This is a genomic window from Nitrosococcus wardiae (assembly GCF_004421105.1).
GTDB lineage: Bacteria > Pseudomonadota > Gammaproteobacteria > Nitrosococcales > Nitrosococcaceae > Nitrosococcus > Nitrosococcus wardiae.
In genome coordinates, this window is sequence record NZ_CP038033.1 from 3,554,485 (window position 1) to 3,576,630 (window position 22,146).

Below are 22,146 nucleotides of genomic sequence, written 5' to 3' on the forward strand. Positions count from 1 at the left end.
GTTTATCCCCCTTTTTTGTCTCCGGGCCAGTAGCGACTCGCCGGATGTCCTGGTATTCCACTTTGTGGAGAAAGCAAGTGATTATCTTTAAGAAAAACCGTCAGACCTTCCTGGCTAAGGGCCTCTTCGTGGCTGGATACATAGGCTTTGGTAATCTCCGTCGAGATCGTTTTAGGGTACTCATAGGCAATGTTTTTATAAAGACCGCGGAAGGCGGGAAGAATGGAAAAGTAGCGGGAAAGTTCGACTGCCCGACGTGTTTCTTCCTGGCTCATGAGTTCTTCATAAATCTTCTCGCCGGGCTTGGTCCCAATTTGACGGATCGCAATATCTTTCGGGTCGTAGCCATAAGCAGGGGCCAACTCTCGAATCATGACCTCGGCCAAATCCTTAATGCGAATTACCGGCATCTTGGTAATAAAAACCTCCCCCCCCTGGGCTAAGTCGGCCGAGTCAATGACTAGGCGAACCGCTTCCTCAATGCTCATCACAAAACGGGTCATGGCGGGATCGGTCAGGGTAACCGGTCCTCCTTGGGCGATTTGCTGCTGAAAAATAGGAATGACCGAACCATTGGAACCCAAAACATTGCCAAAGCGCGTTGAGGCGAAAATGGGGTGCCCGTTTCGCTGGCTGCTGTTGGCTGCAGTGACAAGACGCTCTCCCATGAGCTTGGAAGTCCCCATGACATTGGTGGGATTGACCGCCTTATCCGAACTCATGGAGATGACTTTTTCTACTTGGTTCTCACTGGCCGCGCGAATGATGTTCTGGACCCCGTGAATGTTACTCCGGACCGCTTCAAAGGGGGATCGCTCGCAGAGGACTACATGTTTTAGGGCCGCCGCATGGAAAACCAGATCGATCCCCTGCATCTTGGGGGCCAACTCATCATAGTCGCGGACATCCGCCAGAAAAAAATGCGCCCGAGGTTCTTCGACATATGTCTGATCCAGAAAAAATAGTTTGCTCTCATTGTTATCGAGCCCGAGTACCTCAGCAGGCTGGTACTTTGGGTCCTCTAGGAGCAAACGGACGAGCTCGGAACCGACGGTCCCGCAGGCGCCTGTTACTAGAATGCGTTTGTTATAGGTAAATTCCATTGTTTTTTCCAAAAGGTATCTCTGGTAAGAGCAGTGAAAAAAAGAGGCGGGTTAACACAACAAAAGTTAGCGATTCTCTAATCGCCGTGAGCCATGAAGCTTTGCGGGCACTTTCCTTACCCCTGGTTAAAAGCCTGAGTAGCCCTCCAATAATGCCCCTCACCATCTCGGTAAAATCCAGGGTTAACGCGGGTTCCGGCGTGTCCAGTAACCAACCGCCGATTCCAATCCCCCCAAAGGCACCTCCACTGCGAAGAACACACCACTGACCTGCTCCGGCCAAAAGCCTGCTGCGAAAAGGAGATAAGGGGAATGGACTTTGTCGGGAGAAAAGGAGGAGTCCCTTAGCGAAGCCGGTGCACCGCAATAAATATCACCTCCAAAAGGGGGACGGCCAGTACCAGAACGCTCATAATGGCCGATCGTACTCTCCATGTCGGGTTAAGAGATCTCAATTTGGCTAACCAAGCTTTAAATTTGGCCAGAAGCTTAGTATTTTCCGCTGCCTAAAAATTGGGGGATTCCTATGGTGTTCAGGCGCGGCATTGAGTCGTCTTTGAGTCGCTTTGGCGGATTCCTGCTGCTGGCAGCATTTTTTACAGGCTGGTCGGGCATGTCACACCGACCCCCATCCTAACCTTCCCCCTAATAGGGGGAAGGGATAAGAAGTAAAGGGTATTGCCGACCCTCCATCCTAACCTTTCTAGGAGGAAGAAGGGAAAGCACGTGGGTGCCTATATTAAAGGGCACCACTCTAGCAAAATATCGTCGTTCCCCTTAAAACTTAACTTTTAAAACTCAAACCAAATTTTTTAATCCCCTTACCCTCGCCTTCTTCCCCAAAAGAGTGAAGGTCACAATAAGGGTCAGACCTTGCGTCAAGACATTGTTACAAGACCTTGTTAATCGAGTGCTATTTTTCCCCTCTGAGCTGAGCGACACAATCACTCAACGCCTGCAGCCATTCCTTCCCTTCATGGCAGTCCAGCAGCAACTCGCCCAGATCTTCCAAGACTTCAGGAGCCTCCGCCTGCTCTAATAAGGGTACGCTACTTTCCGCTACCTCTACCCCGAATCGGCGGCGGATTTGGCGCAGTAGCAATTGCCGCTCAGCCGCTAAGCCTTGCTGGAGTCCTTGTTGGATCCCTTTCTCTATTCCCTTCTTGATTCCAATACGTTCTACACTGGTGATGTAGCTCATCTTTTGCGCCTCTTCATAGGAACTCAATTCAGCCCAAAACCGCTCTTCCAATCCCTCGGGCAACTGGAGCACCCAGTCGATAAACCGGAATAGCTCCAGTATATCGTCTTTAGCGTAACCTCGCTCGTACAAGCTTCTGACCAGTTGCAGCTTCCAGCGGTAGCGGCCCTGCTCATCTCCCCGTATCTCCTGAGCCTTGAGGTGGGCCTGAACTATAACGGCAAACGGATTGGCGCGCTGCTCCAATTCCGACCACCGCTCCCGATAGTCCAGCAACTTGACAATTGGATAGCGAATACCGACTTCACACCCCCAACGCCGATAGCCAAACCGATCAGGCCGCCATCCAGCCGCCGTATCCCCTAGCACCGCTAGGCTGACCACCGGCTTGCGGTAACGGTCGAATAACCGATAACCGATAGTTATAGACATACATCCGTTCAGCAAAGGCCTTCTCATCCTGCCCTTGCACCTCGATATGTACTAGCACTAAGTCTTCCTCGCCATCCTTGCCATAGACCCGCACCAATTTATCAACTAGCCGCCGCCCTAGCTCAGCATCTCTTACCACTTGCTGCAGTTCTTTATCTAAAAAAATATAGCCCCGGTTCCAGTCAATATCCTCATACGACTGGGGAAAGAAGAACGCCATGAACTCACTAAAATAGCGCTCCAGGGCTTCCTTCCAGGGAGTATCGTAATCACTCATCAGGCTTCAGCAGTATCTATGTCAAGGAGAGAGTCTCGTTTGCTCTCCCTAGCAGAGAGAAAGAATAAGGGATTAGTGGCGCCGACAGCTCCTATCATCGCCTTCTCTCAAGAATTAAGGGGTAAGTGGCATGAGACCCCCATCCTAGCCTTCCCCCTAACAGGGGAAGGGATAAGGGGGTAAGCGGCGCTGCCGACCCTCCACCCTAACCTTTCTAGGAGGAGGAAGGGAAGGTATTCGAGATACTAGTGATAATCCCGAATGAGATGTTCATTGACATCGATGGCCCGCATCACGATACGCTCCAGAATTCTTTCCACGGCTGCCAGCTTGAGATCGTCAGCGGTGAGCGACTCCAGGGTTTCGTCCCTGAAGCGCATCAGTCGCTCAAGATCGTCGGCGATAAGCTGCAATTTGCGCAGCACGAATTCAGGGCGAATCATTAAGTTGCTTCCTCAATCGCGCCATTTTTTTCTCAAAGAGTGTTTTTTCGAGGGCAAAAAGGTCGGCCGAGTCGATGAAATCCCTGTAGGCGTAGGCGCGGTACTCGCAAAAGAAGTCGGGGTCACCTTCCAAAAGAATGCCCGACTGCATGATCTCATACCGAAAAAGGGGATCGGCATCTTCTAATCGCACCAAATCTAATTCGCCTCCTCCAAATGCCCCATCAATCGCCTCATAACATTCCCAATATTTCTCGGGTGGGCAGCCGTATACGGCCACATCGATATCACTCTCCGGACCCGGCTCTGGATGTCCTTTCGCCTGCGAGCCGAACAGCACTACTAAACGGAGTCCAAACTCTTGTGCTGCGGATAAAAGGCGTTGTGGGGTGGGGGATAGCATTTTTAAGTTTTAAGAGTTAAGGGAAAGCCTTAGCTAGGGATTGAAGCAGGAAAAAAATTTCCTTTCTCTTCACAGGCTGGTCGGGCGTGCTATACCGACCCCCATCCTAGCCTTCCCCCTATTAGGGGGAAGGGATAAGGAGTATGCGACCCCCCGTACTTTCCCTTCCCCCTAACTAGGGAAGGGAGAGTACGTTGGTGCCTATATTAAAGGGCACCACTCTAGCAAAATATCGTCGTTCCCCTTAAAACTCAAACCAAGCTTTTTTACTTCCTACTCCGCCTTCTTCCCCAAAAGAGAAAGGGGATTCCGGTATGTCTTTAAGGCTTTTCTTGAAACATTTCATCCAGACTGGCCGCTTCCAGCACCCGCTCAGCCCATTCTTCTAGGGCAGCAGTATCCGCTGATTGGAGCCGAGCTTCCACCCACTCGGGCAAAGGCCCAAAACGGCGAGCAAGCTGTCGGCGCAAAACTTGGACCTCGCCTTGTTGAATACCTTCTTGAACACCTTGCTGCTTCCACTGCTGGGTCCATTCCACCACCCGTTCGGCTAACATACTGTTCATCTCCTCTAAACTGGCAACGGAAGGAAGTTCTACACCAGGCAGACGGGCCGGTAATAATACCCGCTTTAGCCAGAGCGTAAAATCACGCTCTAAACTCTTCTGCGCCGGGCTTTGCAACCATTGTAGCAAGTTCTGCAACACCTGTAAGAGATCTTCCGGAGTGCGGCTATTCTCTAAACGAAATAAACTCGCTACCAGGTTTTTTAACGGGGCGAGCACTTCCTCCTGGTAACTGCCTTCATCGATTAAAAGATAACGCAGACTGGGACGGTAACGTTCCAACCCGCCCCCTAACGGCGTTATCAGCTCGCTAATTTCCTCTGCCGCCCTCCAGCGCCGGCCCCCGTTGTAAAGTACCAACGGAAAGACCGGCGGTAACTTTTGTCCAGGCGCTACCTGTTGAGCTTTAATCAGGTCCTGATAGAGTAACCCCACATAGGTGAGTATCCTGACCGCCATATAGGGGTCCACCGTGGATTGGAACTCCAGCAAGAGGTAGAGATAGAGCCAACCCTCCCGATGACGCAGGCGCCAGATAATATCGTCTTCCCGCTCCCTTAAATCATCTGTCACATAGCTGCCGCTGACTTTCTCTAGGGTGGCAAAATCCAGCTGCTGGACCCAGGGCTCTCGCACAAAACCCTCCAGCAGATCTCTGACCATCTCGGGATGGGAAAACAACTTTTTGTAGGAAGCATCATGGGGGGTCATTTGTAAAAAGAGCCGTTAGGGGGTAAACGAAAGAGACCCTATCTATTTGAGTTCTTCTGCAACACTTTTTACCAATGCCAGAGTTTTACCTTCTCACCCTCGCCTTTTATCCTTTTTAAGAAGGGAGCAGGGGTTTTTTCAGAGGGTGAGGTAAAGGGTATCGCCCTATTATCACCCCCATCCTCACCTTCCCCCTAACAGGGGGAAGGGATAAGAAGTAAAGGGAATTTTTTAACAACCCACTAACCTTAAAACTTAAAAGGATTTATCCGATTTTCCGGCGGTATTTCCCGGGGTCTCGCTGGCTTAGGCTCTGCCACTGGCGAAACTTGGTCTTTTTGCCGTCTACGCCGCCGCTCTTTTGGAGGGTGAAAAAAGATTCCTAAGAGAAAGGCGAAGAAGATGGCGTTAGCGGGAATGTGGAGATTAAAATCTACAAGGGTGTGGAGCAGCAACAGAAACAGCCCTATCCCTGCCCCTATCTGAATAAAAGAGAAGCTGGAGTCCTGTTTGCCACGCCAAACTTTGAACCACTGCCGAAAGTAGAGCAAAAGGCCGACAATGATGAGGATAGCAACCGGCAGTCCCCCTACCAAGAGCCATTCCAGGTAGTCATTATGGGCCCGGTGAATAAATGCGCCTATAAGGAAATCATCAGCCTGAAAGCGGGGGAAGACTTCTGCGTAGCTCCCGCTGCCGCTTCCGAAAGGGAAAAACTCGCCGATAGCCTGCAGGGTTCCGGAAAAAATCGCCCAGCGTCCATCTTGGAGGGACTCATTCATGGCCGCGAAGCGGCTGAGAACGGGGGCAAGCCCTATTTCTAAAGCTAACATCGCCCCCGCAAAGGTGAGCACGCCGACTGTGCCATAGGTTTTTCGGCTACCCACTTTCCCTGCAAAAGCTAAAAAACTTAGAAAGAGGCCTACCATGGCCAGCATAATACCGGCCCGGGAACGGGTAAATACGATTCCCAGCAAAATCACCAGAGCCATGGCCGCGTACAGCATGGAGCGATTGCCTCGCCGGTTGCTCCAGGTTAAAAAGCGCTGCCGCCATCCTCCACGGGAGTAGGATAACCTCGAGGGTTGGCCTATCGCCGCGATGAGTAACGCCAAAACTACCGGTAGCGCCATTTCCAGCAGACCGGCCAAGTGATTGCGATTTATGTAGGTACCTGCTGCGCTGTGGCTATAATGTTCATTGCCTAATAGAAAGACACTCTTTGGGCCTGCACCATACTGGATCAATCCTAACACTGCTTGGAACGTGGCAATGCCTAAAAATAAATAGATGAGCTTTTGCAGTTGGTGAGCAGACAAGCTGCGAGCGGCTAGAAAAACTGCCACGGGGGGAAGTAAGGCCAGCCAGGCGGCTTCTCCATAGGAGGGAATAAGGGCCAGAGGGCGCCAGTGTTCAGAAAAAAATTGCTCTCCCAGGGCCTGGCGAAGTCCTTGGGCGTAAAAAGCCCGTCCGGGGATGGCTTCAGCCCAGAATTCTGGAGACAAAGGGATGAGCTGGAGTAAGGGGATGGAGAGAATTCCCCCCACCATGGCGGTCTCGGCGATGCTGATTTGCCGCTGTTTTTTCCGTTGGGTCCACCATAGAGCAAACAACACTAGAGCCGCCAACTCGAGGACCATCAGGGGTAGTGGCCTGTTCCCGGCCCGAAACAAAGGGGCAAAGAGGAGGACTGCAGCTAAGACAACCCAGAGGTTGTGTTTTTCTTCTAAGCCAAGGGAAGGATGCTTGGAACTCATGGCTCAGATTTTTACGCTGTGGTCAAAACTAATTGAGTAATCATAAATTTAGTATAGACCCCCCTCTAAATCTCCCCCCTACAAGGGGGAAGAGTGGTTTTAATTCAAAGAAGGAGTTCTTATCTCTCCCTCCCCCTTCATAAGGGGGAGGGTTGGGGTGGGGGTTGCTTACTCAATCGAAGGAAAAAACTTTCAATCGGGGCTTGCTTTAGAGGTTTCTGCCACTCCCGCTGCAAGACCAGCGCCCACGCCAACGACAAGGCCCCCTACGATAAGTGACTGGGTGGCGCCCATCGCCCCTGCACCGAGGGCACCTCCTGTCACGCCTCCTGTTGTCGCCCCTCCTGTCGCTCCCCCGGCGGCAGCCCCTCCTCCTGTCGAGCTAGCGGGGCTCGACTCGACGACCTCATCGCCCAAGGCGGCATATTGCTGCTTGGTCGTTTCCGGCTGGGTGAGTGTTTCACAATCCACACTGTTGGGGATGGTCAGCAGGCTGTTTTCTCGCAAGAACGAGGCACAATTATATTCCTCGGAACGCAGGGCCACTTGGGATTCTTTCATGGTCAATACCCGATCGCCTTCCCTAAGCGGCATGCCATTATGGGCCCGAGCAAATTGCTTGCCCTGATTGACTAAGACGATCCCTTCAATCTGGGATAATGTCAGCAGGGGAGGTTCTGCCTGGGCTGAGAAGCTGATTCCTAGCCCCAGCATGATGATGAGAAAACCTTTTTTTTCCATGAGTTTCTCCTTGGGTCAGTTGAGTTGAGTGGCGGCTTGGTAAAGCCGGAGGGGGAATGTTGGCACTGGCTTTTTATTCTTTAATCCGTGCAATCGCCAAAGTATCGAACCAAGCCACTCCCCGCGCCTCAAAATCCGCAGGTGCCCGCCCCAACAGCTCTAAGCGCAATAGTTGTACCGTACACTCTTTCTTTGGCACTTCAAAGGAAAAGTTAAATCGGCGCCAGAGGCTGGCTCCCAAAAAACGCTCGCTGGTGGCCAGCAACTGCCGAGTGGGGGCAAGGCAACAAACGGCCCATTGCAAGCCTCGGGCGGTTTCTAAATTATCCAAGCGAACATTGCCTTCCATCCGATAAGTTCCCGGTGCTAATAAAAGGGGCTGGGATAAATGCTGAAAGCGGACTCGCTGCCCGAAGAACGCCACCCGCAAGGCCCGGTCTCCTTCCATTCCATAGGTGGAGGCAGGATTGATCTCCACACCCCGGGGCCGATTAAAACGCCATCCAAATCCCCCCCCTGAAAGGGGCTGTTCAAAATGGCCATTGAAAAGGTTTCCTAGCCCTTGCAGGGCGGGCTCATCAAGGGCATTTAACCAGGTAAAATAGGCTTCCATCCAGCGTCCTTCCCGTTGCAAGCGGGCAACAAATGCTTCCCGTTCCCGCTCCGTGGGAGGTGCCTCCCGCTCGACGTTGTATAAATCGCGCAAAGTCTCAAGCTGGATAGCATTTGCCGCCGCATAGCTAAAAAAGGCAGGCCACCAGGGTGGGACAGCGCGGGCTAAGGGAAGTAACGCCTGACGCAGGGAGGGATATTCGGCAATTTTAAGCAGGGCCGGAAAAAGTTCCTTGGAAAGGGCACCTCGCATTTGTAAGGCCACATCCCAGCTTTGCACCGCCAAATCCAAACGCCGCTGCCGCAGCCAAAAGGCAGCGACTTCCAACTGTACCGGCCACTGCCGGGGTGCCAGCGCAGAAGCCTGCTCCATGAGCTGCCGAGCGGCTTTCTCATGGCCCTCCTTTTCCCGCAGGAGGGCTAATAGCGCATAAGCCCGTCCATCACTGGGATTTTGCCAAAGAGATTGTTGCAGCAGACGGTTCGCCTGCGCCGGCGCACTTTCCAGGAGGCGTTCTGCCTGATTGCGAAGGGCCAGGGGATGCCGGCCATCCCAGGCCAACGCTTTCTCTGGCGCCTCCATGGCATAGTACTCGGCCATGCCAAGAACCAGGATACGCCAAGCTAGTAGGGCACCGATGCCTAGCACCAGAGTCCAGCGCATCGCCTGGCTGAAATAGTTCTTTCCTTGAGGCTCCACAGGGGCTGCTTGCGGGGGGGAGTCTATCTCTGGCTCCCTGGGCTCGATTTGAGGAAGATGCATTAGGGGTTCACCGTTATCTAACCCTATCCACGGTGTTAAAAAGCCCCGTGATCAGAGGGGCGCCCTCCCGGCTTTGCACTTGAAAATGAATCTGGCCCTGACTTTCAACGGTGCCGCTAGCTTTGGAAACTTGGACAAGATAGCGCCCTTTTCCTTGGGCGGTATCTCCCTCGACCTGCCACCGGAGATTGCTCAATTGCAGTTCCCGAGCCTGAGTGGAAGAGAAAAACCGGGCATAGTCCTGGCGAAGCGCAGGTTTACCGGCATAATCGTTAGTGCTGGCATCGGCGCTGAAGAGGATGAGGAAACCCTCCAAGTCCCCCCGTTGGTAAGTGGTCACAAAACGCCTGAGGAGATGTTGCAATGCTTGGGGTAGCATAGTCCCAGGAGCGTGGTTTTTTTCAGGCATGGGGACTGCTCCTGATAAAGTGGCAGAAGCTGCTTTCTCCCCTTCCCCTGTAGAATCCTTGGTTTTTACCAACGGTTCGAGCTTGGACTCCCTGTCAACAGAGGAAGGCTGAGCCTTTGCGGTTAACTGGGGTTCCCCCCTGCCCCCCCCTGTCCCTGAAGAAAATCTCCCCTCTGGCGCGGAATTCTGGGAAACAGGCCGGGACTTGGCCGCTAGCGCCTGATCCGGAGAAGACCTGGCTGGCTTTTTTTTCTCAGAGGAGGTTTTCGGCACCGTTAGGGACCTTTCCACGCTGTTTTTTTCGACGGCATTGGCCTCTTTGCTCAGGGGCGGGTTTTCCCTAAGTGCGGTTTCAACTCCCTTTTCATCCCCTTGACTGAGGGGAGCCTCCTTTTCTTGGGAAGGGTGAGGGAGATCTTTCCCCTTCATGGCCCTCTCCCCCCCCGAGGATAGTCCCTGGGGCAGGGCTTTTTTTTCTGGCTGGAGTGGGACTCTCGCCGTTTCTTCCGTGGTACGGGCCAGATAAAGGTTTACCATTAATAGGGCCGTGATCCCAATTCCGCTGCCGAGGATGATTTGGGGCAAGTAGCGGATACTTCTGGGAAACCGTTGTACCAGGTAAAGCAGAAAATGTTTCTTTTTCCGCTGGCTCTGCTGGTGCCGATAAAAATAAGTGGGCGCTAAATTTTTTCCGCCCGCTTTTGGGGTCTTTGCTTCCCATCTATAGGCTTGCCGACTGTCCGCCTGGCGAAGCTGGCGATAGGCTTCATTGACTCGGACCGCATAAACATCTCTCCAGCTTAGGCTGGCCTCAGCCCGATCCGGGTGAAAGAGCAACATTAAGAGATGATAGTGGGCACGAATTTTGTGGAAATCGGCGCCGGGATTCAGCCCCAGGATCCGATAGGGATCCTTCTCTCCCGCTAGGCAGGACTGTTCAATATAAAAAATGGCCGCTTTACGTAACTCTTCTGGACTGCTTTTCCATCGAGCCTCGAGAGAGCGGATTTCCGGCGACGCTTTCCCTGCGGCTAACCGCAAAACTTGCTGAAAGGGCGCCGGCAAGGGCCCCTTTAACTGCTTTTGATACCGCAAAGGCTCGCGATAGGCGGCGAGCAATAACGCTATCAGGGCCTCCGGAAACTCGGGCATGGAGCCCTCTTAAGCGACCTTTTGGTCCGAGGGGGGGAGAGCGGTCTGGGAATCCTCCTGGGGATAATAGTAATAATCGTGATAACCGTATCCATAGCCATAACCATGGCTGCGGCTATCAAATTTGGTCAGCACACCTCCCAGAATTCGGGTTTGCCCCGTTCTCAACCGCTTAATCGCCCCTTGGGCAAAGGCCCGCCGGGTATCCCCTGCCGACACCACGAACAAGGTCCCATCCACCAGATTGCCCAATACCAATGCATCGGCTAACCCTAGCACCGGGGGAGAATCGAGAATCACATGATCAAATTTTTCCTTAGCCATGGAAAGCAAGGACATCATCTTGGCACTTCCCAACAACCCGGCAGGATCCGGCGGTAGCGGACCGGTGGTAATCAGAAAGAGGTTGGAAATAGTGGTCGGCTGGCTGATTTCCACCGGCGTGGCTTCGCCGGCTAAATAATTGGTCAACCCCACCCCATTATCCATTTCTAAAACCCGGTGCAGAGAGGGATTGCGCAAATCCGAATCCACCAGCAGAACCTTTTGTCCGGCCTGGGCAAAGTGGATGGCCAGACTCACCGCCGTAGTGCTCTTTCCCTCCCCCTTGCCGGCGCTTGTTACCAACAGGCTTTTGGGGGCCCCTTCCGGGGTAGAGAACTGCAATGCGGTGCGCACGGAACGATAGGCCTCAGCAAACGACGAGCGCTTATCCTCAACACTGACCAAGGCCAGGGACTCCCCCGCTGGAAGGGCTTTATTTTGGTTAGGCACCAAGGGAATAAGCCCCAGGGCGGATAACCCCAGCAACTGCTCCATCTCCTCCGATTGCTTGAGCGTATCGTCTAAATGCTCGAACAAAAAGGCCAAGCCGATGCCGCCGAAAAGACCAAGGACCATGGCCAGCAAGGCATTGAGTTTAATGTTCGGTTTATGGGACTCCAGGGGAATTTTAGCTGGATCCACCACTGAGATATTATTCAGCCCTACCCCGCCAGCCACGCCGACTTCTTTATAGCGTTGCAACAATCCTTCGTAGAGCTGGCGGTTGGTATCGGTTTCCCGTTTAAGCACCTGATACTCAATGCTGCGTTGAGCAAGATCCTTAATTTCCTCTTTGGCCGTTTTTACCTTTCCCGCCAGTAAATTTTCCAGGGTTACCGCCGCCTCATAGTTTGATTGAATGGCAGCCCGCACATTATTCACTTCCTCATCGATTTTCCCCTGCAGCTTGGTGATTTGCTCCCGGAGTTGCTTCATCTTAGGATAATCGGGCTTATACACATGGAGGTTTTCCCCATATTTACCTTCTAACTGGGCCAAGCTTGCCTTGAGCTGCTGGATCATGGGGCTTTCCAATACCTGGGGTAATCCCCCGCCAGCGGTTCTTTGCATCTGCTGATAAAAGGCTTCCGCCTTGGCCCGCTCTTCCTGGGCCGCGGACAGGGAAGCGCTCATTTCTTTTAACTTTTGAGCAACCAGCGACTGGCTTTCATCAAAGTTGATAATTTCATGATCATTGGCATATTCGACCAATTTTTGTTCTGTCTCTTCTAAGCGGGCCTTAATCTGCAGGAGCCGGTCTTTCAAAAAGTCACGGGCATAGGCGGTGGCATCGTAACGGCGCTCCAAATTAGCATTGATAAACGCTTGGGCTAACGTTTTTACCACCTGGGCGGACAATTTCGGATCCGGGCTGTCATAATAGACTTTCACTAGCCGAGAGTTTTTCACAGGCTCCACTGTGATCCCCTGTTGAAAGCGGTTGATAAGCCCATCCATTTTTAAATTTAAATTTCCGTCATTTCCTTCTGCCGCCTTAGGGCTTTGCGCCGTCCAGAGATTCTTTAAGGAGGCCTTTAGCCTTCCCCACAGGGAAGGGCTCTGGTTTGCGGCAAAAACCGGATGGCGAGCTAAATCCAATTCCTCAAAAACCCGCTTGGCCAGGCTGCGGCTTTTCAAAAGCCCATATTGGGTCTGATAAAAATCTTCCCGCGAGGAGGCCGATTCAACCGGCGCAATATCTTGATATTCCACCACCTTCGGCGGCTCCCGGTCGATGAGTAAAGTCGCCTCGGCCCGGTAAATAGGAGTCATGAGAAAGCTGGCGGTAATCCCTGCCGTGGTTACGATGAGGAAAAAGATCATCACTGTCCACTTGCGGCGAACCAAAATCCACCATAGATCAAGCAGATTAATTTCATCCTCATCGGGAGGGCGGTAATACACTCCAGATTGAGGGACGGCGATTGACGAAGGAGGACGCTCGGCCAAAGCCCCACCCGACTGAGCGTTGGGGGTTGGAAGATGAGGTTTTTCTTCGTTGCTCACTGAGTCCTCCGTCTGGTGTCTTGTTTGACATCCTTCCCTCTCTGAGGGAAAGCAAATCCTATCTTCCCAGCCCTAACCATTGGAACAGCCTTCCTTGTCGTTTTCTCCCTGCAGGATAGCCTTCTGTCAACGCAGGCGGCAGGGATACAGTATCAGGCGCCTGATCGGCGAGAACCGCTTGCGGGCGCCCTTCGACCAATTGCCTGGCCTCTTCGGCACTGACCCAGTTTTCTGCAGCTATTCTGCCTTCACCCAGTAAAGGCGGACGCCGCTCCAAACCATGGCCATCGGTGGCAAGCACAGAGACTAATCCTTCATCCAACATGCGCTCTCCCCAATAGCGGGGGCCGCGCCCAAAGCGTCCGGTGAGACTGCCCGCTGTCACCTGCATCCAAATCCCTTTTAGTGCCAAATCCACCAACAATTCATAATGATCGCCAATCCAGGTCAACCGCTCAGGATGGGTAATAATCGGCACATAACCCGAGGCGGACAGGCTGAAGGCAAGCTCGGAGAAGCGGGGAGGACAAATATGGTGAGGAGGTTCAAAGAGAAAGTAGCGGGATCCATTCAAGGTAGGCACTGCACCGGCCTGTAACCTTCTTCCCAGGTCCGGGGTAATTTGAATATCCGCACCCATGACCAATTTCAACGGAATATCCGCCGCTGCCAATTCTTGGCGTAGCCGCTCCATGGCCCCTTGGATTCCCTCTGGAGTGTTGTCATAGAGCCCTGGATAAATATGAGGGGTACAGGCGATGGTGGTCACCTGATCCCTGACCGCCAGGCGCGCCATGGCCAAAGCGGTTTCCCGATCGGGGGCCCCATCATCGATCCCCGGCAAAAGGTGGCAATGCAAATCAATCATAGGGAAGCTTTAAGCACGCTACCGCCCTACCGTATACAGGAACCATTCATACAGTAAGAGATTTCTATCGCTTTTAGCATGGGTGCTTTAGTTATCGGCATAGCACGGCGGTTTTTTAATTCATTGCGCTCGCAAGTCACGGCAAATCAGTACCCATCTCAGGTTCAATAAAGCCTTGGGGGATGGCAGATGTTTTTTTAGGATCAATGCCTGAGGGATTCCCCTTCAGAATCCAGAAAACGCTCTGCCAGCAATACGGATTTGAAGCGCCTGCGATTAACACACTTACCGGGGATTAGGGAAAGGACGTGTGCCTTATAGAGGTACCTGGGGAAATATTCCGCTAGGTACAAGGATTCATTTATTTTCATAGCACGCTGCCGAGGACTGGGGCAAACATGCATTCTGCTTATGGTTAATAAAAAAGGTTAATTTGTCAAGTCCTTAGAATGTTCGTGTCCATTAAGCTTGCAGGACGGGCGGGCTTAACTCAAAAGAAGCTTCAACGCCCCCTGCACGCTCTTTAATGGATAGCCTGGCACCCACCGGGGGCAAGAGGGATTTGACCAGCCCCAAACCGGTACCAAGCCCTTGTCCCGAGGCAAAATCAAATTCCTTATTCAACTGGGCTTTTTCGTTTCGAATCAGCAACTCAGCACTCTTTTCAGGAATTCTTGCTGTCACCCACACCCGGATTTCCCCACTGTCTGAAGCACGGTGTTTACACGCATTGAGTACCAATTCATTCACAATCAGGGCGACGGGAACTGCTTCCTGCTCCACAATAACGGCAGGAGCGTCTAGCGAGACTATATTGAAGTGAATCGGACAGTGAGCAATCTTACCGGCATTATGGCAAATGGCCTTCACCGTCTTATCGAGTTTTATCCGTCCCCCTTTGTTCATTGCCTGGAGGCCATGAATAGCCGCTACCGCTGCAATCTGGCTAATTGCCGCCTGCATTGGCTGAGCGAGTTCAGGAGAATGATGGATGTGCTGTTGTAACAGGCCCATCAATCCTTGCAAATGGTTTTTTATCCTATGATGGACTTCCCGAATTAACGACTCCCTTTGGGTCAGCCAGCGCCTTTCCTGTTGCTTATATTCAGTGATATCTGTCGCCAATCCTATAATCAGGCCGGTCCCCTCGGTTTCCTCCATTAGAATGGAATAGCGCATACTAATCCACCGGGTGTGACCCCCAGGAACCAGAACGCGAAATTGTTTTTCATGAATCGAAACTTCTTTTTGTTTTCGCAAAAAATTGAAATCAAAAACGTCCTCGGCATAGTCCCCCTCTTCGGCACAGGCATTTTTGAGAAAGCCCAAAGGATCGCTGGTGATTTCTTCTTGCGAACAACCCCACATCCGCTCAAACGAAGGACTCGCATATAACAATTTCAGCCTATTCCCCTCTACCGCCCAAAAAATCTCAGGGATTTCTTCGACCAATTCCGCAAGTCTCTCCCGCCGTTTTGTTCTCTGTGTAAGTTTATTACTCCGCTCGATGGTAGCCGCTAGAATCCCTGCAACAAGCCGCAGTACGGTAGTTTCCTCGCTTGTCCAGCAACGCTCTAAGGGTTCATAGCAGGCCAAAAAGCCCCACGGTTTCCCCTCAACCACCAAGAGAACAGCCAATAAAGTGCCGCCGTCCGCAGAACCGAGCACGGCCCGCGCTTCCCGCGGAAAATCATTTATAGGGGCCGATAATAGGCCTTTCTGGGCTAAACTTTCCCACCAGAGGTTGATTTCCCCCCACCAATAATTTCTTTTTTTTTGCTCGTCAATAGGCCAGCTGCAACCGGATTTTGGCCACTCAGCACGAATGGATACTCCCAGTTCGAAGGTTTGTTTGGTAAGATTTTCTGCCAAATACACGCGACTGAGGGTAAATTCTTTACCCAAGCGTTCTAGGACCCTCACTGCTCCATCGAACCACCCTTCCCCTCGACACATCTCCTTTGCACAATCGGCAACCAGGTTAAGGGTGGCCCCGTCTTTAGGCAGTTTCTGTTCCACCCTAGGAACGTTCTCCCCCTCGTACCTTAACGCTGATACAATTAAGCTGCTCGCCAGCGTTTATGATATTCCGCGCCAGGTGATTCAGCTTGCAACGTTGTGCCCTTGCATGGGTCCGGAGACCTTCAAAAGCTTCTCGCTCGGTAAGGCGATAACGTTCCATAAGCAACCCCACCGCGATACTAATTTCCCGGCTTCCCCTTAACGCCATACTCAATTGTGCCTCTGTTTCCTTAAGTTTTTTAATCTCTTCAGCACGCTCTCTGGCCGTATGGATAGCGGGCAACAATTGAGGAACATCGATAGGCTTCACAAGGTAACCTAGTGCGCCTTCTTCGATAGCAACTTTTACCGTCTCACTATCATCATAGGCAGAGAGAAAAAGGAAAGGGACCTCCTGCTTCCTGAACCAACGCCCCACTTCTATACCTGACATCCCTGGCATCCGAATATCCACAACCGCAATCGCAGGCTTTACATCTTCAGCAAAAATCATGGCCGCCTGGCCAGAAGTGGCTTCGAACACTTGATAACCTACATTTCGCAACCCCTGCGCCAGCATCGAAAGGACAAACCGCTCATCATCGACTAAGAGTATCTTGCATGGATTCACTTTAACCCCCCTTTTGTTGTTCTTTTACGACCCAGTGTGGCGTTTACCATCCCTACCGACGAATAATCCGCAGTAATAACCAAAACAGCACCAAAGGAAGAAGAATCGTCTGCAGTACAAAAACCACGATCAGATTAACGACATGTTCAGCAATTTCTTCTGACTTCTCCTTTAATTGCTCAATCTCTGCTTCAAAATTTAGCGAGCTTCGCATATTCCCCCACAGAGCAGAGAATTTATCGCGCCAGTTTTTTTTCTGTATCTCTTCCTCTTCTAACGGTAGGGATTCACCCAATTGTTTGAGTTCCCTGCTTTTCTGTTGCAAGACCCTAACGGAGGCCTGTTGCTTCTCTTCGATAAAATTTTCAAACACTTGACTACTCAAGGAAGCGACCGCAGGCATAGCAAGGTTAAGGAACAAAGTCAATAACAACAATCTATCGATAAAAAAAGGTAAATTCCAGCGTGAGAGGAGTGGTAGCCACAAACGGGCGATGAACAATAAAACTGAGCCCAATAGCAACACCTGCATACCCCCCCAGCCGGTCATTTCTAGCAATAATTTCTGTATGCCTAGAGAGGTGGTGCTGGCCAACATTACCCAAGAAAAACGCTCAATGAGATCATTGATGGGGTCCAAAATTTCTCCCAGGGCAAAATTCACACCCACGCCAGTAGGTTCAACGGCCAGTTTTGTCCCCTGGGCTACAGAGATGATGCCGTTCAGGGTTCGCGCCACCGCAAACGTGGTCAAGGCCTGCTTGAAGATTCGGTCAATGTAGGCACTCCCCTGCTCATTCAAACTACCCTCCCAAGCCAAAACGGCCAGCCAGAGGATAAAAATAGTCAGCCCCAGCTTTTTTAGGGGATAGCTGAAGTTTGGAGTTGTGGCGCTCAATATTAGAGTATATAGTTGATACTAAAAGACTACTTCAGATAATGCCCACCATGGAGACGCGGCATTGCGGTTCCGCTAATAGGACGGTTCCGGTAATATTAGGCCTCGCAATAACTCAAGTAATCTCCTAAATGTGCGCTTAAATAGGAAAATAGCGGCGCCTCCTTTTAAAAATGATGGGCTCTTATAACATAAGTTGCTATTCTATCGACAAGGCCTATCAGGATTATATCCTGCCTGGCGTCTCCCGCACGTTCGCCCTCACCATCCCCCAGCTCCCCCCGGAACTGCAAGAGGTAGTGGCCAACGGTTATCTGCTGTGCCGCATCGCCGATACGATTGAGGACGAACCCAGTCTAACCCTCGATCAAAAGAAGTTTTTCTCCAATACCTTTATTGCCGTCGTCGCGGGGCAAGCCTCGGCTAAATTCTTTGCCCGGGCCCTATACCCTCTGATCTCCGAGCATACCTTGACCACGGAGCGGGAGCTTATTCAAAATGCACCGAGGATTATCCGGATCACCCACAGCTTTACTCCCCGCCAACGGGCTGCCCTTGAACGTTGTGTGCGCATTATGTGCGACGGTATGCCCCGCTTTCAGAATACCGCCAGCTTGAGGGGCCTGGCCGATATGGAAACCATGGACCGGTACTGCTATTTCGTCGCTGGCGTCGTGGGAGAAATGCTGACGGAGCTTTTCTGTGATTATTCCCCTGGAGCTAACCGCAATCGGGAGGCCCTCCACAGCCTGATGATCTCTTTCGGCCAAGGTTTACAGATGACCAACATCCTCAAGGACATCTGGGATGATCGGAAAAGGGAAATCTGCTGGCTGCCACGCAGCATCTTCGAGCAAGCGGGCTTTGATTTGGATACACTCACCCCAGGCCACTACCAACCCGCCTTTGGTGATGGCCTCCAACATCTTATTGGGATTGCCCATGCCCACCTCCGCAATGCCTTAACTTATACCCTGCTGATTCCACCGAATGAAGTGGGTATCCGGCGTTTTTGCCTCTGGGCTATTGGTATGGCCATCCTCACTTTGCGCAAACTGCATCGGCACCGGGATTTTTCAGCTAGCCAACAGGTTAAGATCTCTCGCCGTAGCGTAAAAACAACAATACTCTTAACAAGTATTGCAGCAAGTCACGATAAGGTATTAACATTCCTCTTTAATCTTGCGGCGAAAGGTGTGCCTTTTATACCACTAGAGACAACCAGAAAAGACAGCAAAACCACACCTGTACTACAAGCATCGCCAGAAAAATAGGCCTGATGGGATTAAACGCGAGGGGATCTCACTATGACCCGTGCACTTCGACAAGCTCCGGAATCCGCCGGCGCTATAGATATTGCCGCTTCTCCGGCAACCGAAGCCTTACCTCAAGATATTCACCGCACAAAACTCAGTACCGCTATCACTGCTGCTCGAGACGCCTTGCTCAAGCTACAGCACGCAGATGGCCATTGGTGCTTTGTGCTGGAAGCGGATTGCACTATCCCCGCCGAATATATTCTCTGGAACCATTTTACGGGCGAGCTGGAACCTGAACTTGAGCGCAAACTGGCCGCTCGTTTGCGGGCTAAGCAAGCCGACCATGGGGGCTGGCCCCTTTACGAGGGGGGCGATTTGGATATCAGCTGCTCCGTCAAAGTGTATTATGCTCTCAAACTAGCCGGTGATGATCCTCACGCACCTCATATGATCCGTGCCCGCGAAGCCATCCTGGCCCAGGGAGGCGCTGCCCGCGCCAATGTCTTTACCCGCCTGGCGCTGGCCATGTTTGCTCAGATTCCCTGGCGTGGGGTCCCCTTTATCCCTGTGGAAATCATGCTCTTACCCCATTGGTTTCCCTTCCATTTGAACAAGGTGTCCTACTGGTCGCGGACAGTCATGGTGCCCTTGTCCATCCTCTACAGCTTGAAAGGGCAAGCCCAAAACCCCCGGGATGTGCATATTCAAGAGTTATTTACTACTCCGCCAGAACAGGAACGTCATTATTTTCCCATCCGCTCGCGCCTCAATAAGGTTTTACTTTATGTGGAGCGTACGGCCCGTTTACTGGAACCGCTTATCCCCTCAGCCCTGCGGCGCCACGCTATGAAAAAAGCGGAAGTCTGGTTCACCGCTCGTTTAAATGGTGAAGATGGTCTCGGTGGCATTTTCCCCGCCATGATCAATGCCCATGAAGCGCTGATCCTGCTGGGTTACGGCCCTGACCATCCCTTACGGGTTCAAGCCAAGAAAGCGATTCAGAACTTGGTTGTAGAGGAGGGAGACTCCGCCTACTGTCAACCCTGCCTGTCACCGGTTTGGGACACGGGCCTGGCCTCCTTAGCGCTCCAAGAAACCGAAGGAGGGCATACCACTGCACCGGTTATCCACGCCCTGGATTGGCTCAAGGAGCGGCAAATTTTAGAACAGCCTGGAGATTGGCAAGAACAACATCCCCATCTCAAAGGGGGAGGCTGGGCTTTTCAGTACAACAACAGTTATTATCCAGACTTGGATGATACCGCAGTGATAGCCTGGGCAATGGATCAGGCCGCAGCCCCGGAGCACTACGGAGAATCCATCCAACGAGCCTGTGATTGGCTCTGTGGGATGCAATCCCGTAATGGTGGGTTTGCTGCCTTTGATGCCGACAATACTTATTATTACTTAAATGAAATCCCCTTTGCTGATCACGGGGCTCTGCTAGACCCTCCCACGGCGGATGTCAGTGCCCGTTGTGTGGCGCTGCTGGGACGTTTAAATCAGCCCCAATATGGGGAATCCCTAAAGCGGGCCCTGGACTATCTGCACCAGGAGCAAGAGGCCAATGGGTCCTGGTTCGGGCGTTGGGGAACCAATTATATTTATGGGACTTGGTCGGTGCTGACGGCCTTGGAACAGGCAGGTGTCGATCCCCAAGAAAGGTTTATTCGCAGAGCAGCGGACTGGCTGAAGCAGGTTCAACGCTCGGATGGAGGCTGGGGGGAAGACAACTATTCTTATTTTGACACCTCCCTGGCTGGCCGCTATCAGGAATGCACTCCTGTGCATACGGCTTGGGCCCTGCTTGCCCTAATGGCCGCCGGAGAGGCGGACAGCGAGGCGGTTAAGCAAGGCATTGCCTACCTCCTGCAAACCCAGCAAGAAGACGGGTTATGGGATCATCCCGCCTTTAACGCCCCTGGATTTCCCCGGGTGTTTTATCTTAGGTATCATGGCTATGATAAGGTTTTTCCCCTTTGGGCCCTGGCCCGATACCGTAACCATCTCAATCGCCAGTGTTAATGACCGGTTCTGAGAGGGAAGCAAGCCAAGCGGCAACGGCACCGCCCTTACCTTCCATTCGAGCCGGTGTGGTGGCGGCCTTGCCCGCGGAGGGGCGTTGCCTGACCAAGCAGAGACTGCCCCCTGGCAGTAGCACCTCTTTGGCCGGTGCGCTCCGCTTACAGCTTTCCGGTATCGGCCCTAAACGGGCTCGCCAGGCTGCTGAGAATCTTTTGTCTGCAGGCGCCCAAGCGTTAATCAGCTGGGGCGTTGCCGGCGGACTGGCACCTCACCTGAACTCGGGAGTCCTGCTCTTACCCCAGCGAGTGCAATGCCTGGAGGGAGAAGAATATTGCGCTGATCCCCACTGGCGGCAATGCCTTCTGAATCGCTTGGAGGGCAAGTTGCTCCTCTCCAGCGCCCCACTCCATCACACAGAGACTATCCTTTCCTCGCCGGAAGAAAAAGCCCATCTCTACCGCCACAGCGGATGTGTGGCAGTGGATATGGAAAGTGGGGCCGTGGGCCAGGTCGCTAGCCAAGCGGGTGTCCCCTTCCTGGTGATCCGGGCAATCGCCGATCCGGCTCAAATTGCCCTGCCTGCGACGGCCCTAACCGCTCTGAATACCCACGGTCGGCTGCAACCCTTGGCCTTGCTAGCAAGCCTGCTCTCCCGTCCCGGGGATATCCTCGGCCTGTGGCAACTGGCCAAGCATTTTCGGGCTGCAAGAGCTACCTTGCAGGCAGTAGTGACCCAGGTGGGTCCTACCCTCCTCGCCCCATGAAGCAATAAATCTCAAATGCGTGCCCTTATCCTAGCCGCCGGTAGAGGCAAACGCCTTGCCGAGAGCCATGCTCTTCCCAAATGCCTGTTGGAATTTGAAGGCCGAAGCCTGCTTGAGCGCCATCTACTTATTCTGACTCAGCTAGGCGTTCAAGACATTGCCATTGCGATAGGCTATCAGGCTGAGCAGGTGGAACAAGCTTTGGATACGGTGGCCTTCCTCCCCCGGCCTCAAACCGTATACAACGCTGATTTTAATAAAGGCAGCGTTGTCAGCCTCTGGACCTTGCGGGAGCAGTTACGTGCCGGGGGAGAGATTCTCTTGATGGATGCGGATGTCCTTTATGACTACCGCTTAGGACAACGCCTATTACAATCCCCCCATAGCAATTGCTTCCTGCTTGACCGCCACTTGGACCCCGGCGAAGAACCCGTCAAGCTCTGCCTTCGAGATGGAGTTCTAGTGGAATTTCGCAAACAGCTCCCTCCAGGACTACGCTACGATATCATTGGAGAATCGGTGGGGTTCTTTCGCTTTTCGGAAAAGGTTGCCGGTCGGCTCGCTGCTCTTTGCCAAGATTATATGGAGCAATCACACCAGGAGGCTCCCCATGAAGAGGCCATACGGGACCTTCTATTAGAAACTCCAGAGCGCTTTGGGATTGAGGATATTACCGGCTTACCCTGGATAGAAATTGATTTTCCAGAAGATATTCGCCAAGCCGAAAATATCATTTTGCCCCAACTGGAACCCCTCAAATCACCACCGTTATTATAATTATAAAGTTAATTTTCGACAC

General features: G+C 52.4%; 20 protein-coding genes. 4 read left to right on the forward strand and 16 right to left on the reverse strand.

Annotated features, from left to right (window positions below; genetic code table 11):
- Positions 1-2 precede the first annotated feature (2 nt).
- From E3U44_RS16730 to E3U44_RS16800, 16 genes are all read right to left on the reverse strand, one after another.
- Positions 3-1,103 (reverse strand): polysaccharide biosynthesis protein, encoded by a 1,101-nt coding sequence (locus E3U44_RS16730; RefSeq protein WP_134359226.1) that lies wholly within the window; start codon positions 1,101-1,103, stop codon positions 3-5.
- 183 nt (positions 1,104-1,286) lie between these two features.
- Positions 1,287-1,538, reverse strand: coding sequence for a hypothetical protein (locus E3U44_RS16735; protein ID WP_134359227.1), 252 nt, complete (start codon positions 1,536-1,538; stop codon positions 1,287-1,289).
- 478 nt (positions 1,539-2,016) lie between these two features.
- On the reverse strand, positions 2,017-2,736 hold the full coding sequence (locus E3U44_RS16740) for an RpnC/YadD family protein (RefSeq protein ID WP_206054829.1): 720 nt from the start codon (positions 2,734-2,736) through the stop codon (positions 2,017-2,019).
- Positions 2,639-3,013 carry an RpnC/YadD family protein gene (locus E3U44_RS19725; RefSeq protein ID WP_206054830.1) on the reverse strand — a complete coding sequence of 125 codons (375 nt, stop codon included), beginning with the start codon at positions 3,011-3,013 and terminating at the stop codon, positions 2,639-2,641. Before E3U44_RS19725 ends, E3U44_RS16740 begins: the two co-directional genes overlap by 98 nt.
- 245 nt (positions 3,014-3,258) lie before the next feature.
- Positions 3,259-3,456 carry a HepT-like ribonuclease domain-containing protein gene (locus E3U44_RS16745; protein ID WP_134359228.1) on the reverse strand — a complete coding sequence of 66 codons (198 nt, stop codon included), beginning with the start codon at positions 3,454-3,456 and terminating at the stop codon, positions 3,259-3,261.
- Complete coding sequence (gene mntA / locus E3U44_RS16750; protein ID WP_134359229.1) at positions 3,443-3,859, reverse strand: type VII toxin-antitoxin system MntA family adenylyltransferase antitoxin; 417 nt, start codon at positions 3,857-3,859, stop codon at positions 3,443-3,445. Before mntA ends, E3U44_RS16745 begins: the two co-directional genes overlap by 14 nt.
- 320 nt (positions 3,860-4,179) lie before the next feature.
- Positions 4,180-5,136, reverse strand: coding sequence for an Rpn family recombination-promoting nuclease/putative transposase (locus E3U44_RS16755; protein WP_134359230.1), 957 nt, complete (start codon positions 5,134-5,136; stop codon positions 4,180-4,182).
- Between the two features lie 248 nt (positions 5,137-5,384).
- Entirely contained in the window at positions 5,385-6,893 is a 1,509-nt protein-coding gene (locus tag E3U44_RS16760; RefSeq protein ID WP_134359231.1) for an O-antigen ligase family protein, read from the reverse strand.
- A gap of 192 nt (positions 6,894-7,085) precedes the next feature.
- Complete coding sequence (locus E3U44_RS16765; protein WP_134359232.1) at positions 7,086-7,634, reverse strand: FecR family protein; 549 nt, start codon at positions 7,632-7,634, stop codon at positions 7,086-7,088.
- A 73-nt stretch (positions 7,635-7,707) separates the two neighbouring features.
- Positions 7,708-9,009, reverse strand: coding sequence for a tetratricopeptide repeat protein (locus E3U44_RS16770; protein ID WP_134359233.1), 1,302 nt, complete (start codon positions 9,007-9,009; stop codon positions 7,708-7,710).
- Between the two features lie 13 nt (positions 9,010-9,022).
- Positions 9,023-10,570: a DnaJ domain-containing protein gene (locus E3U44_RS16775; RefSeq protein ID WP_134359234.1), complete on the reverse strand. Its 1,548-nt coding sequence runs from the start codon at positions 10,568-10,570 to the stop codon at positions 9,023-9,025.
- Between the two features lie 9 nt (positions 10,571-10,579).
- Positions 10,580-12,901: a GumC family protein gene (locus E3U44_RS16780; RefSeq protein ID WP_134359235.1), complete on the reverse strand. Its 2,322-nt coding sequence runs from the start codon at positions 12,899-12,901 to the stop codon at positions 10,580-10,582.
- 58 nt (positions 12,902-12,959) lie between these two features.
- Positions 12,960-13,769, reverse strand: coding sequence for a tyrosine-protein phosphatase (locus tag E3U44_RS16785; RefSeq protein ID WP_134359236.1), 810 nt, complete (start codon positions 13,767-13,769; stop codon positions 12,960-12,962).
- A 462-nt stretch (positions 13,770-14,231) separates the two neighbouring features.
- Positions 14,232-15,788 carry a sensor histidine kinase gene (locus E3U44_RS16790; protein WP_240761631.1) on the reverse strand — a complete coding sequence of 519 codons (1,557 nt, stop codon included), beginning with the start codon at positions 15,786-15,788 and terminating at the stop codon, positions 14,232-14,234.
- A 1-nt stretch (position 15,789) separates the two neighbouring features.
- Complete coding sequence (locus tag E3U44_RS16795; RefSeq protein ID WP_134359237.1) at positions 15,790-16,401, reverse strand: ANTAR domain-containing response regulator; 612 nt, start codon at positions 16,399-16,401, stop codon at positions 15,790-15,792.
- A gap of 52 nt (positions 16,402-16,453) precedes the next feature.
- The gene (locus E3U44_RS16800; protein WP_134359238.1) at positions 16,454-17,299 is read right to left on the reverse strand and encodes a hypothetical protein; all 846 of its coding nucleotides are present in this window, start codon (positions 17,297-17,299) and stop codon (positions 16,454-16,456) included.
- 173 nt (positions 17,300-17,472) lie between these two features.
- Here E3U44_RS16800 and E3U44_RS16805 point away from each other — a divergent pair, with 173 nt between their 5' ends.
- The 4 genes from E3U44_RS16805 to E3U44_RS16820 are packed head-to-tail and all read left to right on the forward strand — an operon-like array spanning position 17,473 to position 22,124.
- Positions 17,473-18,573: a phytoene/squalene synthase family protein gene (locus E3U44_RS16805; protein ID WP_134359239.1), complete on the forward strand. Its 1,101-nt coding sequence runs from the start codon at positions 17,473-17,475 to the stop codon at positions 18,571-18,573.
- A gap of 33 nt (positions 18,574-18,606) precedes the next feature.
- The gene (gene shc / locus E3U44_RS16810; protein ID WP_134359240.1) at positions 18,607-20,583 is read left to right on the forward strand and encodes a squalene--hopene cyclase; all 1,977 of its coding nucleotides are present in this window, start codon (positions 18,607-18,609) and stop codon (positions 20,581-20,583) included.
- Positions 20,583-21,347 (forward strand): phosphorylase family protein, encoded by a 765-nt coding sequence (locus E3U44_RS16815; protein WP_134359241.1) that lies wholly within the window; start codon positions 20,583-20,585, stop codon positions 21,345-21,347. The genes shc and E3U44_RS16815 overlap by 1 nt, the downstream gene beginning before the upstream one ends.
- A 15-nt stretch (positions 21,348-21,362) precedes the next feature.
- Complete coding sequence (locus tag E3U44_RS16820) at positions 21,363-22,124, forward strand: phosphocholine cytidylyltransferase family protein (protein ID WP_134359242.1); 762 nt, start codon at positions 21,363-21,365, stop codon at positions 22,122-22,124.
- The last annotated feature ends 22 nt before the right edge of the window (positions 22,125-22,146 follow it).